The following is an 11,635-nucleotide window of genomic DNA, read 5'->3' on the forward strand; positions in this document are numbered from 1 at the left end:
GAGGGAGGGGACGCTACAGCTTCGACAGAAAGCCCGCGAAGCGCAGCGAGCCCTCGGGCCAAGGCCCATGGCCGCTATCGGCGTTGATGTGTCCGGCCGCGCCGGCGTCCACCAGCTCCGCGCCTATGTCCTGCGCCAAGACCCTCGAGAAATCCGCCTCCGCATTAGGATCGTCGGAACTGGCGACGAGAAGCGCGGGAAAGCGCAGCCGCTCGCGCGGAATCGGCAGAAAGGCGGGATCGATCGCCGTCAGCTCGGCGATCGCGCGCTCGGAGGGCGGCGCGACGAGGAAGCCGGCGGCGATCTTGTCGCTGCCGCGCGCGGCGACATGCAGCGCCGCTATGCCGCCGAGCGAATGCGTGACCAGCACCACGGGGCGCGTCGCCGCGGCGATCTCGCGCTCTATGCTCTCGATCCAATCGGGAAAGCGCGGCGCATCGAAATCCGCCTGCGCCACGCAGCGCGCGGTGGAGAGCTTCTTCGCCCAGCGCGTTTGCCAGTGCTCGAGGCCGGAGCCGCCCAGCCCCGGCAGGATCAGAATATCCGCATCCGCAGCGCGCATGTTCGTCGCTCCTGTTCCCTTGCTCTAGGACATCGTCATCGCGAGGAGCGAAGCGAAGGAGCGAAGCGAAGAAGCGATCCAGAGGCCGCCTCATGGCTTCTGGATTGCTTCGCTTCGCTCGCAATGACAGCCGAAGCCAGCGGCGGCCTAAGCGGCCTTCGTCAACTCCCCGGCGAGCGCCTTGGCGATGAGGCCGCGCGTCTCCTCCACGCCGAACAGCGCGACGAAGGAGCCGAAGCGCGGGCCGCGGCTCTCGCCGAGCAGAACCTCATAGAGCATGTTGAAGAAATCATTCGACACGCCCGGCCGCTCCGGCGTCGCGCCTTTCGCCTTCAAATCCTGATAGCGCGGCACGGCGCGCGCGACGTCATAGAGGGCGGTCTGAATATCCTCGGCGCTGGCGTCTTTCGGCAGCGACGCCAGCGTCTCCGACAAAGTCGTCAGCACGTCGCGCTCCACATCGTCGGCGGCGCGATATTTTTTCGCCGGCCGCACGAAATCGCGAAAGTAAGCAACCGCATAGCCAACGAGCTTGTCCAGACGCGGATGATTCTGCGGCGACACATTCGGCGCATAGCGGCGCAGAAAGCCCCACAGCACCGACGAATCTTCGGCATTGGCGACGGTCGCCAGATTGAGCAGCATGGAGAAGGAGATTGCCGTCCCCTTGGCGTCGCCGTCATGGGCGAGCGTCTCCGGCGCCGGCGGCGCGCCGAAGTGAATGTGCCACGCCGGATTGCCGAGCCGCTCCTTCCACGCCTGCCGCTGATAGGCCTCGAGGAAGGAGAGGTAATCGTCGACATTGCGCGGAATGACGTCGAAATAGAGCTTCTTCGCCGCGCTCGGCTTTTGAAACATGAATTGCGCGAGGCTCTCCGGGCTGGCGTAGGTCAGCCACTCCTCGATCGTCAGACCATTGCCCTTGGACTTGGAAATCTTCTGGCCCTTCTCGTCGAGGAAGAGCTCGTAATTGAAGCCCTCCGGCGGGCGGCCGCCGAGCGCGCGCACGATGGCCGAGGACAGCTTCACTGAATCGATGAGGTCCTTGCCGGCCATCTCGTAATCGACGGAGAGCGCATACCAGCGCATCGCCCAATCGGGCTTCCACTGCAGCTTGCAATGGCCGCCGGTGACGGGCGTGACGAAGGCTTCGCCGCTCTCGGGATCGCGCCAGGAGATGGTGCCCGCTGTGGCGTCGATGGAATCGAGCGGAACCTGCATGACGATTCCCGTATGCGGGTGAATCGGCAGGAATGGGGAATATGTCGCCGCGCGCTCCTCGCGGAAGGTCGGCAGCATGATCTTCATCACCTCCTCATAGCGCGCCAGCATATGCAGCAGCGCCGCGTCGAAGCGGCCCGAGGCGTAATAGTCCGTCGAGGAGGCGAATTCGTAGCGGAAGCCGAAAGCGTCGAGAAAGGCGCGCAGCCGCGCATTGTTGTGCGCGCCGAAGCTCTCATGCGTGCCGAACGGGTCCGGCACCTTGGTCAGCGGCTTGCCGAGATGGGCGCGGACCAGCTCCTTATTGGGGATATTGTCGGGCACTTTGCGCAGCCCGTCCATATCGTCCGAGAAGGCGAGCAGGCGCGTCTCGATCTTTCCCTCGGTCAGCACTTCGAAGGCGTGGCGCACCATGGAGGTGCGCGCCACCTCGCCGAAGGTGCCGATATGCGGCAGGCCGGAGGGGCCATAGCCGGTCTCGAACAGAACTTTGGTCTGGCCGGTCTCGGCCACACGTTTGACGAGCTTGCGCGCCTCTTCGAACGGCCAGGCCGGCGAGACGCGGGCGGCTTCGAGGAGATCGGCGGGCAATGGCTCGGACGTGGGCATGATGCGGCTTTTGTTGCGGTTGCGAAGAGGGGCGCACACTATGGGCGCCGGGCGGAGGCGTCAACGCGCGGGGGGACGAGGATCTCTATTCGTCTAAAGTTATCCGCCACATACAATCGCGGCCACCTTCGAGCCACCATCCCTCCAACACGTCGTCATCTGGCTTCATATGGAGAGTGGCCTTCACTTTTTGAGCGGAATCCTTAAGTCAAAGTGGCCTGCAGCGATTTCATGGCCAAAGCAAACGTAATTTATGTTTTCGTAGCGAAATGAAATGACAATACTCGGCCCATCAATTCTTGCTTCACAGGAATGGTTTCTTACTATTCCTGAATCCGTATACCAATCGATTGTGGATCCTTTAAAGACCGACATGGAAACCTCACGTTCGCTTTCGTCGCTTTTATTCCGAAATGAGAAAGCACTTCATAACACAGCGACTCCCTACTCCCTGCCTTCCCTCACCCCCAGCTCGTATCCCGTCCACAGCGCGACCGCGGCGAGCGCGACATCCGTGAGCGCCACGGGCCAATAGGGCATCACCTCGGCGACGCGCGGCTGCAGCCAGTGCATGGCGCCCGCCACCAGCGCGACGAAGGGCGGGAGTCCGGCCAGCAGCAGCGGCGCGGGACGGCCGAGCGCGCGGAAGCGCTTGGCCGAGAGATTCACGAAGCTCACCGCGATCAGCAGAATCGCCAGCGCATAGAAGGTGAGATAGGCGTAGGCGGCCACCGTCTGCCAAACGAAGAACGGGTCCTTCGCGAGGTCGTGATCCGTATAGGGGAAGAGCGCCAGCCAGATCAGCGTCAGCGGGACGAGCGCGGCGAGGAGGCCGGCTGCGCCGCAGCGCCAGCCGGCGCGGTCGAGGCTTCCCTCCTCCGTGCGATAGAGGAAGCTCAGGCGCTCGCGCGAGGGAAGCTCCATCAGTCCCTCAGCAGCTCGTTGATCGCCGTCTTGCCGCGCGTCTGCGCGTCGACGGTCTTCACAATGACGGCGCAATAGAGCGACGGCCCGGCCGAGCCGTCCGGCAGCGGCTTGCCCGGCAGATTGCCCGACACCACCACCGAATAGGGCGGCACATAGCCGATGTGAATCTGGCCGGTGGCGCGGTCGATTACCTTGGTCGAGGCGCCGATGAAGACGCCCATGGAAATCACCGAGCCTTGGCCGACGACGACGCCCTCGACGATCTCCGAGCGCGCGCCGATGAAGCAATCGTCCTCGATGATGGTGGGGCCGGCCTGCAGCGGCTCCAGCACGCCGCCGATGCCGACGCCGCCGGAAAGATGCACATTCTTGCCGATCTGCGCGCAGGAGCCGACCGTCGCCCAAGTGTCGACCATGGTCCCGGCGTCCACATGGGCGCCGAGATTGACGAAGGAGGGCATCAGAATCACGCCCGGCGCGACGAAGGCGGAGTGACGCACGATCGCGCCCGGCACGGAGCGAAAGCCCGCGGCCTTATGCTCGGCCGCGCCCCAGCCGGCGAATTTGGAGGGAACCTTGTCCCACCAGCTCGCGCCGCCGGGACCGCCCTCGATCACGCTCATATCATTGAGGCGGAAGGAGAGGAGGACCGCCTTCTTCAGCCATTGATTGACCTTCCAGGAGCCGGGGCCGGTCGCGCCCTCGACCTTCTCGGCGACGCGCAGCTTGCCCGAATCGAGCAGACGCAGCGCGCTCTCGACCGCGTGGCGAATGTCGCCCTGCGTGGAGGCGTCGATATTGGCCCTGTCTTCGAAGGCGGTGGTGATGAGGTTCTCGAGACCAGTGTGCGGCATGAAATCGTCCAGCTCCGAGAGGTCGCGGGCAGGCGGCCCGCAGAAAGGGTCAGGGCTATAGGCGGCAAGGCCGCCGCCCTGTCAATCGCGGAAATAGGGCCTATCGCCGCGTCGGCGGCGGGACGTCTTTCCTGCCTGCGGCGCATTCTTTCCCGCGGCCGTGGACGCGTGGCGGGGGTAGGCTCGCCCGCCGTCGCCACAGAAGCGACGCAGAGCGAGGGAGCCTTCACCATGTCCTCGGCCCGAGCGAGACGCCTTTTGGCCGCCGTCCTCCTGATTCTCATGCCGCCGGCGGCCGCGGCGGCGGACCGAAGCCGCGCCGATATAGAGCAGCTGATCGCCGCTTCCGCCGGAAAGCCAGTGGCGCTCACCGATCTCGACCTCTCCGGCCTCGATCTCTCGGGGCTCGATCTTCGACGCGCCGATCTCTTCGCCACGCGGCTCGCCGGGGCGAAGCTCGTCGGCGCAAGGCTCGGCGAGGCCAATCTCACTCGCGCCGATCTGCGCGAGGCCGATCTGTCGGGCGCCGATCTTTCCGGCGCGATCCTCTATGCGGCTATTCTCGACGAGGCGGATTTTTCCGGCGCCGATCTGACGCGCGCCCGCATCATCGGCGGCGGCCGCGGCGCGCGCTTCGCGAAGGCGAAGCTCGTCGAGGCCGACCTCGGCGCCGATCCTGCGAATCAGGGCATGGTCCCGGTGCGCGCCGATCTCACCGCCGCGATCTTCGACGGCGCCGATCTGACCGGCGCCAATCTCACCCATGCGGTGCTGGCCTCGGCGCGCTTTGCCGGCGCGAGCCTGCGCAATGCGCGGCTCGATCATGCCAAGCTCGGCGACGCCGATCTCTCGGGCGCCGATGTCACAGGCGCGAGCTTCCACGGCGCCGATCTCGACAGCGCGCGGCTGCCGGCGGGCGTCGGGCGCTAGGCCCTGCGCGGGACCGCCAGAGCCGGCGCCCGGCGCTCGCCGAGCTTACGCTTGAGCCGTCGCCAGCCGATGACGATTCCGGTGACGCTGAGCGCAAAGCCCGCGCCATTGAGCGCCAGCATGAGCGCATCCCACAAGGGCCGCGCCGCGAGCAGCGCCGGCGCGTCCCAGCTGTGCAGAAAGGCGAACAGCCAGCGGCTCGTGCGGCGCCCGGAATCCAGCTTGCCGAGCACGGCGCCCGTATGCGGGTCGATATGCGCCCAGGTTCCGGCGGCGTCGTCGAACTCGAGCCGCAGCACAGGCAGGCGCTTGTCGACATCGCCATGCATCGTGTGTGGCGCGCGCGCGAAATAATAGAAGTCGTAGGTCTCCATGACGGTCGCGGCGGTGATCTTCGCGCTGGGCACGAGCCGCGCGCCGAGCCGTTTCAATTCGTCGAATGGCAGGGTGAAGGCGGGGGCGGCGTCGGCCTCCGCGCGCAAGATGCGCGTCGCGCCGCCGGCGCCAAAGCCGACATAATATCCGGCGCCGTCGATGACGCGCAGCTCGAGCTCGCGCGTTGCGAGGCCGTCATCGGCGAATTTCGTCAGCGCTTGCGCGATGGAAAGACGGAATCGTTCGGGCGCGAGCGCGCCGCCATAATAGGGCTTGGCGTCGAAGGCCGATTTGGTCTCGAAGATTTTCCAAGGGTTCACCGACATCATGCCGCTGAACACGAAAGTGACCGCCGTCGCGCCGCCGATGAGGCCGACGATATGGTGCCATTTCATCATGCCTTCGCGATAGGGCGTGCGCGCGCCGGTCTTATAGGGCGCGCGAAAGCGCCAGCGCATCACTCCGACGACGAGGCCGGTGACGGCGAGCACGGTTCCGATGAGCGAGGAATAGACGACGATATCGTGCCAATAGGCCTCGAACCAGCCGCCGCGAAACGGATAGAGCCAATGGATCCAGGCGCCGGCCCAGTTCCACAGACGTTCCGTTCGCGTCGCGTCGCGGACCACTTCGCCGGTGACGGAGGAGACATAGAGCAGCGTCGAATCCACATCCGACATGAAGACGCGGTGCAATGGGCGCAGACCGTCGAGACCTTTGGAATGCGTCCATTGGTCTTCGACGATGACGCCGTCATAGCTCGCCTCGCCGTCGAGAAAGGCGCGCGCGGCGGCGATGGCGTTTTCTTCTGAAACGCGGGTCACGCGCGCGCCGTCGCTGGCGCGCACCGCCGTGAATTGCGGGCCGCTGTCCTTCGCGCGCCGCTCGAAAATGAAAGTCGGCGCGCCGGCGATGCGGGTGAGGCGGACGGATTGTGGCGCGCCGCCCTCTCCCGCGGCGGCGAAAGCGCGAGAGAGATCGACGCCGCTCGCGGCCGCATCGAGCGGCGGCAGCGCCGCCAGCCGCTCCGACGGCAAGAGCTTCGGATAGCCGACATACATCATGACGACGCCCGAAAAGAACCACATGGCCATGAAGAGACAGAGCCCGATCCCGAGCCAGCGATGAGCGAGATAGAGATATCTCTTCATGTCCGCCTCCTCAGAAGGTCATCTTCAGCGACAATTCGAAAGTGCGCGGCTGGCCGAGCCGCAGTAGCGGTCCAGTGCCGCCCGTCGCCCACTCGACATAAGCGGCGTCGGTCATGTTCTTCAGCATGGCGGTCAGCTTGGCGTTCGGCGTTATGCGCCAGGAGAGGCCGGCGTCGAAGGTCGTAAAGGCCGGTATGCGCATCGTATTGGCGTTGTCGGCGAAGCGATCGCCGACGAAGCGCGCCGCGAAGGTCGCCTGCCAATCGGGCAGGAAATCCCAGGTGATCCAGCCATTGGCGATCCAGCGCGCCATATTGGTCGGCCGATTGCCGGCGCGCGACACGCGCAGCGTCGTTCCGGCGATCGTCGCCGCCTCCTCGAAGGATTCGAATTTCGGATTGATCCAGGCGGCGTTGCCCTGCACGCTGAGATTATCCAACACCTGCACGCCGACATTGGCCTCTATGCCATTCGACGATTGCTTACCGACATTGATGACATTGTTGGGATTGGCGGGATCGGAAGTCGTCAGATTGCTGCGCTCGATGAAATAGCCGGCGACGGTCGCCGAGCCTCTGCCCTCCCAGAAATCGAGCTTCGTTCCCGCCTCCACCTGCCAGCCGGTGGTGAGCTCGAAATTGCGCAAATTGCCGGCGCTGTTGGTGAGCAGAATGCCAGAGGGCGGATCGGCCGCCGTGCTGTAGGAGACGTAGACATTCGCCTCCTTGGTCACGTCGTACATCAGCGCGGCGCGCCAGGTGATCGGCTCGTATCCTTTGCCGAAATAGGCGGGATTGCCATAAGGGTTCGAGGCGCTGGGCAGGGTCGGAATACGGTAATTGAAGCGCTCGAGGCTGATCTTCTCCCAGCGCAGGCCGGTCACGAGATGTAGCTGCTGCGTCAGCGACAGCCGGTTCTCGGCGAAGAGCGCCAGCGTGTAGAGCTTGCTGCGGGCGTCGCCCACATAGCTCGTCGCCGCCGGATTGTCCTGATAGAGCTTATAGGCCGAATAGCCATAGGGCTCGACCGTGTCGACGGCCAGTCCCGACTCGAGGCTTCCGTTGCGCGTCTGCTGATTGAGCGAAAAGTCTATGCCCGCGACCGTCTTCGATTCGAGGCCGAATAGCGTCGTCGCATTCGTCGCCTCCAGCCTGTCGCCGACGAGGCTCTGGACGTGCCGGGTGGCGAAAGATCCGCTGCGCTCGATGAGCGTGTTGGTCGCATCGTAGCGATAGGATTCGACGTTTTGATATTGCCGGTCGGCGCGATAGAGATAGAAGGTGTTTTTGAAGCTCGTCTCCTCGTCGAGCTTATATTCCGCAATATCGCGCACCCACAGCACCTGCTGGTCGAAGACCGGCTTCAGGCTGTTGTAGTTCTTGAAGCGCACGCCGGGATCGAATTTGAGATCGAGAACCGGCAGGCCGAAGGTTCCCCAGGCAATCGTGCCCGTTCCGCCGAGCGGACGCGGAACCGGCGTGCCCCAATAGGCGTCGCGCTGCTCGCTCTGGAATTCCACCGCGACAGTGTTGGAGAGGCCGGGCGCGATATCGGTGAGCCAGGAGATGGAGCCGGCGCCGGAATTGTGATTGGAATTCTCGACCCAGCCTTGCGAGCCCTTGTAGCTCAGATCGAATTGCAGCCAATTAGTCTCGTCGAGCTGCTTGTTGAAGCCATAGGAGGCGCGGCGGTTGAACCACATGCCGCCCATCAGCAGCGCCTCATTGCGCTCTTCGCCGCGCGTGGCGATCTTGCTGACGTAGTTCACCGCGCCGCCGACGGCGCCCTGGCCGTAGAGATAAGAGGAGGCGCCGCCGAGAAGCTCGATGCGGTCGTAGAGCCAGCTGTCGACGGGGCGTCCGGCGATGGCGTCATATTGCACGGTGATGCCGTTGAACATCTGCGTCACCGACGACGCGCCGAAGCCGCGCAGGCTGATCGCGCCGGCCGAGCCCGGCGGGTCCGAGGTGACGACGCCGGGCATTCGCTGAATAACCTCCTGCGTCGTCTGCGCGCCGCGCGCCTCGATCGTCGCGCGATCGACGATGGAGACGGAGGAGGGCGTCTCGCGCGGCGTCAGGCCGAGGCGGCTGCCGGTCTGCGAGGCGACATCGAGCTGCAGCTTGCCGTTCGGCGGCTGCAATTTCCCGCGCGAGGGACCGGCGACGGGGCGCTGCTCGCCGGAGATGTCGATGGTGGGCAGGGCTTCCTGCGCTGCGGCGGATGAAAAGACGACGAAAGACAGCGCGCCGGCGGATGCGCCGCGCATGAGGGCGTTGCGAGACATGGGCAAAGACTCCTGGCGCGACGCGTCGAACATGCGCGCGATTCCGATGGAAAGATGCGGCGAGAGAGCCGCGATTCGTTTCGGATCAGGAGAGGGAAGGCGGCGCGCGCGACGACCAGCTGCTGGCCCAGCCGAGCGGCGTCGTGGGTTGGGCGGCGTCGGCGCTGCGTGGCGCAAGGCGCGAATCCGGTTCCGGCGGCGAGACCGCCGTAAGGCGCCAGAGCGCTGCGAGAGTCGGCATGACGCCGCGTGCGCCGAGCGTGCAGAACATGCAGCGCTCGCAGGAGGAATGGTCGCTCAGCGGATTTTCGGCGCCGTTCTGGCCAGCGCAGCGCCCGGTCGCCGGCGCATGAGCTTCGCTCCAGCCGGCGGCGTCGGCCGTTCGCTCGGCGAGACTCGGTCCCGCAGCGACAATGAAGCCTTGCAGCATGAGCAAGCAGGCGAGCGCGCGCGCGATCACGCTCGCTCTCAAACGCCGATGTGCCCCCGCTCGCATCATTGCCGCATTGAAGAGAGCGGGCGCTCTACAGTCAAGGCGACGTTGCAAAGAATGCCGCTCCGTTGCGGAAATGTGACAGTTTCTGAACGGGATGGGAAATCGGCTCTACGACGCGGCGTCCCGGTCGTAGGCTTCTAAGCTGTAGATAAGCGAGGTTTCCTGATGCGAGCGATCGTCGAAAAATGGGGCAGCTCCGCAGCCGTGCGCATAGCTTCGGCCGTCATGGAGCAGGCGCGCCTCGAGATCGGCCAGACTGTCGAGTTGCGCGTCGAAGGCGGCCGCGTTGTGATCGAGCCGCTTACAGCGCCCGAATGCTCTCTCGATGATCTACTCGCCGGGGTGACGCCGGAAAACCTGCATGACGAGGAAAGCTTCGGGCCGCCTGCTGTCCGATGACGGCGAAGATCAGGCCTCTACTGGGGTTGTGACGTCGCCGTCAGCCCCTCTAAAAATCCCGCGAGATCATTGGTCGTAAAATCCACATGCGGCTCGCGACCATGGGCGATCTCCCAGGATTCGCGCTTTTCCTCATGGCCGGCTTCCGGCGTCACCAGCACGGTGGTCATGCCGCGCGCATGGGGGATGATGAGATTGCGCGCTATGTCCTCGAAAAGGGCGGAGCGCTTCGGCTCGATGGCGTGGCGATCGAAGAAGCGCTCATAGGCGCCCTCATGCGGCTTGGCGATGAAATCGGCCGCGACGATATCGAACACATCCTCGAAAATATGATCGATGGCGAGCTGCTTCGCCGTATCGAGCGCATGTTCGCGCGAGCCATTGGTGAGGATGAGCTTGCGGCCCGGCAGCGCCGCGATCGCCGCCGCCAGCGAATGATTTGGCGGCAGCGACGAGCGATCGATGTCATGGACGAATTTCAAAAATGCGTCGGCGTCGACGCCATGCTCGGTCATCAGCCCGCGCAGCGTCGTGCCGTAATGCTTGTAATAATGCTTCTGCAGCGCGCGCGACGACATTCCGTCGAGGCCGAACAGGCGGATCATGAACAAAGTGATTCGATGATCGATCTTCGGCCAGAGGTCCGACGACGCCGGATAGAGCGTGTTGTCGAGGTCGAAGACCCATGTGTCGACATGGGCGAAGCGATTGGCGATGGTCAGCAGGCGCGGCTCGTCGGCGGGCTCCGTCATCGTGCGCGCCGCCCCGTGCGTGGGGCGACGCGATCCGGAGCCGTGAGGCGGCTCCAGGATCGCATCGTCGCCACGCGCTTCGCCGTCAACGCTTCACCTCGTTATCAGCGTGCCGGCGCCATGGTCGGTCAAAAGCTCGATCAGCACAGCATGAGGCAGCTTGCCGTCGAGAATGACGACGCCTTCGACGCCGCGCTCGATCGCATACATGCAGGTCTCGACCTTGGGGATCATGCCGCCGGTGATGGTGCCGTCGGCGACGAGGCCTGGAATATCCTCGACCTTCAGCTCCTTGATGAGCTGCTTGTTCTTGTCCAGCACGCCGGGAACGTCGGTGAGGAACAAGAGCCGCTTGGCGCCGAGCGCGCCGGCGATGGCGCCGGCGAAAGTGTCGGCGTTGATATTATAGGTCTCGCCGTCGAGGCCCTGCGCGACTGGCGCGAGCACGGGAATCAGCTCGCGGCCGAGCAGCTGGCCGAGCACTGTGGTGTCGACCTTGGACACTTCGCCGACGAAGCCGAGATCGATCGCCTTGCCGTCCTCGTGATTGGGGCGCGAGAGCTTCTCGGCCGTCACCATGCGGCCATCCTTGCCGCAGAGGCCGATGGCGCGGCCGCCCTCGGAATTGATGAAGCCGACGATCTGCTTGTTGATATAGCCGGCGAGCACCATTTCGACGATTTCCATCGTCGCCTTGTCGGTGACGCGCAGGCCATCGGCGAATTCGGATTTTATGCCGAGCTTGCCGAGCATGGCGCCGATCTGCGGGCCGCCGCCATGCACCACGACGGGGTTCACGCCCGATTGCTCGAGCAGCACCATGTCGCGGGAGAAGTCGCGCGCGACCTTGTCGTCACCCATGGCGTGGCCGCCATATTTCACCACGACTGTCGCTTCGTCATAGCGCAGCATATGGGGCAGCGCCTGCATCAGAATACGGGCTTGCTGGAGCGCGCTGTCGGCCGAATCCTCGGTCATGGGTCCGCCTGTGGTGAGAGAACACGCCAATCGAGCGAATGACAGACGCTCACCTCCCCCTGGAGGGGGAGGTTGAGCGCCGGAGGCGCTCGGG

Annotated in this window: 11 protein-coding genes; 2 read left to right on the forward strand and 9 right to left on the reverse strand. The window is 64.8% G+C overall.

All coding sequences use genetic code 11. From position 1 onward, the window contains the following. Window positions 1–13 precede the first annotated feature (13 nt). From C5689_RS03120 to dapD, 4 genes are all read right to left on the reverse strand, one after another. Window positions 14–562, reverse strand: a complete 549-nt coding sequence (locus C5689_RS03120; RefSeq protein WP_108915804.1) for an RBBP9/YdeN family alpha/beta hydrolase — start codon at window positions 560–562, stop codon at window positions 14–16. A gap of 147 nt (window positions 563–709) precedes the next feature. Continuing rightward, window positions 710–2,392 (reverse strand): lysine--tRNA ligase, encoded by a 1,683-nt coding sequence (locus C5689_RS03125; protein WP_108915805.1) that lies wholly within the window; start codon window positions 2,390–2,392, stop codon window positions 710–712. 444 nt (window positions 2,393–2,836) lie between these two features. Continuing rightward, window positions 2,837–3,316, reverse strand: a complete 480-nt coding sequence (locus tag C5689_RS03130) for a hypothetical protein (protein WP_108915806.1) — start codon at window positions 3,314–3,316, stop codon at window positions 2,837–2,839. Beyond that, entirely contained in the window at window positions 3,316–4,173 is an 858-nt protein-coding gene (dapD, locus tag C5689_RS03135; protein ID WP_108915807.1) for a 2,3,4,5-tetrahydropyridine-2,6-dicarboxylate N-succinyltransferase, read from the reverse strand. Before dapD ends, C5689_RS03130 begins: the two co-directional genes overlap by 1 nt. Window positions 4,174–4,431: 258 nt before the next feature. Here dapD and C5689_RS03140 point away from each other — a divergent pair, with 258 nt between their 5' ends. Then, entirely contained in the window at window positions 4,432–5,103 is a 672-nt protein-coding gene (locus C5689_RS03140; protein WP_108915808.1) for a pentapeptide repeat-containing protein, read from the forward strand. Here C5689_RS03140 and C5689_RS03145 read toward each other — a convergent pair. From C5689_RS03145 to C5689_RS03155, 3 genes are all read right to left on the reverse strand, one after another. Further along, window positions 5,100–6,629: a PepSY domain-containing protein gene (locus tag C5689_RS03145; RefSeq protein WP_108915809.1), complete on the reverse strand. Its 1,530-nt coding sequence runs from the start codon at window positions 6,627–6,629 to the stop codon at window positions 5,100–5,102. The genes C5689_RS03140 and C5689_RS03145 overlap by 4 nt on opposite strands. 10 nt (window positions 6,630–6,639) lie before the next feature. After that, complete coding sequence (locus tag C5689_RS03150) at window positions 6,640–8,916, reverse strand: TonB-dependent receptor (protein ID WP_244594556.1); 2,277 nt, start codon at window positions 8,914–8,916, stop codon at window positions 6,640–6,642. Between the two features lie 85 nt (window positions 8,917–9,001). Then, window positions 9,002–9,376 carry a hypothetical protein gene (locus tag C5689_RS03155; RefSeq protein WP_108915811.1) on the reverse strand — a complete coding sequence of 125 codons (375 nt, stop codon included), beginning with the start codon at window positions 9,374–9,376 and terminating at the stop codon, window positions 9,002–9,004. A 201-nt stretch (window positions 9,377–9,577) separates the two neighbouring features. On the opposite strand from C5689_RS03155, the gene C5689_RS03160 reads away from it, so the two are divergent. Then, complete coding sequence (locus C5689_RS03160; protein WP_108915812.1) at window positions 9,578–9,811, forward strand: AbrB/MazE/SpoVT family DNA-binding domain-containing protein; 234 nt, start codon at window positions 9,578–9,580, stop codon at window positions 9,809–9,811. A 17-nt stretch (window positions 9,812–9,828) separates the two neighbouring features. Here C5689_RS03160 and C5689_RS03165 read toward each other — a convergent pair whose 3' ends face one another. Both C5689_RS03165 and argB read right to left on the reverse strand, forming a co-directional pair. Next, window positions 9,829–10,563, reverse strand: a complete 735-nt coding sequence (locus C5689_RS03165; RefSeq protein ID WP_108915813.1) for a pyrimidine 5'-nucleotidase — start codon at window positions 10,561–10,563, stop codon at window positions 9,829–9,831. A gap of 93 nt (window positions 10,564–10,656) precedes the next feature. Continuing rightward, window positions 10,657–11,541 (reverse strand): acetylglutamate kinase, encoded by an 885-nt coding sequence (argB, locus tag C5689_RS03170; RefSeq protein WP_108915814.1) that lies wholly within the window; start codon window positions 11,539–11,541, stop codon window positions 10,657–10,659. Between the last annotated feature and the right edge of the window lie 94 nt (window positions 11,542–11,635).

It is taken from the genome of Methylosinus sporium, from assembly GCF_003113265.1.
In the GTDB taxonomy this organism is placed as follows: domain Bacteria; phylum Pseudomonadota; class Alphaproteobacteria; order Rhizobiales; family Beijerinckiaceae; genus Methylosinus; species Methylosinus sporium.

What these genes read in the sequence shown, in the direction of transcription:
- C5689_RS03120 (WP_108915804.1), bottom strand. Translation starts at nt 562, where the DNA reads ATGCGCGCTGCGGATGCGGATATTCTGATCCTGCCGGGGCTGGGCGGC.
- C5689_RS03125 (WP_108915805.1), bottom strand. Translation starts at nt 2,392, where the DNA reads ATGCCCACGTCCGAGCCATTGCCCGCCGATCTCCTCGAAGCCGCCCGC.
- C5689_RS03130 (WP_108915806.1), bottom strand. Translation starts at nt 3,316, where the DNA reads ATGGAGCTTCCCTCGCGCGAGCGCCTGAGCTTCCTCTATCGCACGGAG.
- dapD (WP_108915807.1), bottom strand. Translation starts at nt 4,173, where the DNA reads ATGCCGCACACTGGTCTCGAGAACCTCATCACCACCGCCTTCGAAGAC.
- C5689_RS03145 (WP_108915809.1), bottom strand. Translation starts at nt 6,629, where the DNA reads ATGAAGAGATATCTCTATCTCGCTCATCGCTGGCTCGGGATCGGGCTC.
- C5689_RS03150 (WP_244594556.1), bottom strand. Translation starts at nt 8,916, where the DNA reads ATGTCTCGCAACGCCCTCATGCGCGGCGCATCCGCCGGCGCGCTGTCT.
- C5689_RS03160 (WP_108915812.1), top strand. Translation starts at nt 9,578, where the DNA reads ATGCGAGCGATCGTCGAAAAATGGGGCAGCTCCGCAGCCGTGCGCATA.
- C5689_RS03165 (WP_108915813.1), bottom strand. Translation starts at nt 10,563, where the DNA reads ATGACGGAGCCCGCCGACGAGCCGCGCCTGCTGACCATCGCCAATCGC.
- argB (WP_108915814.1), bottom strand. Translation starts at nt 11,541, where the DNA reads ATGACCGAGGATTCGGCCGACAGCGCGCTCCAGCAAGCCCGTATTCTG.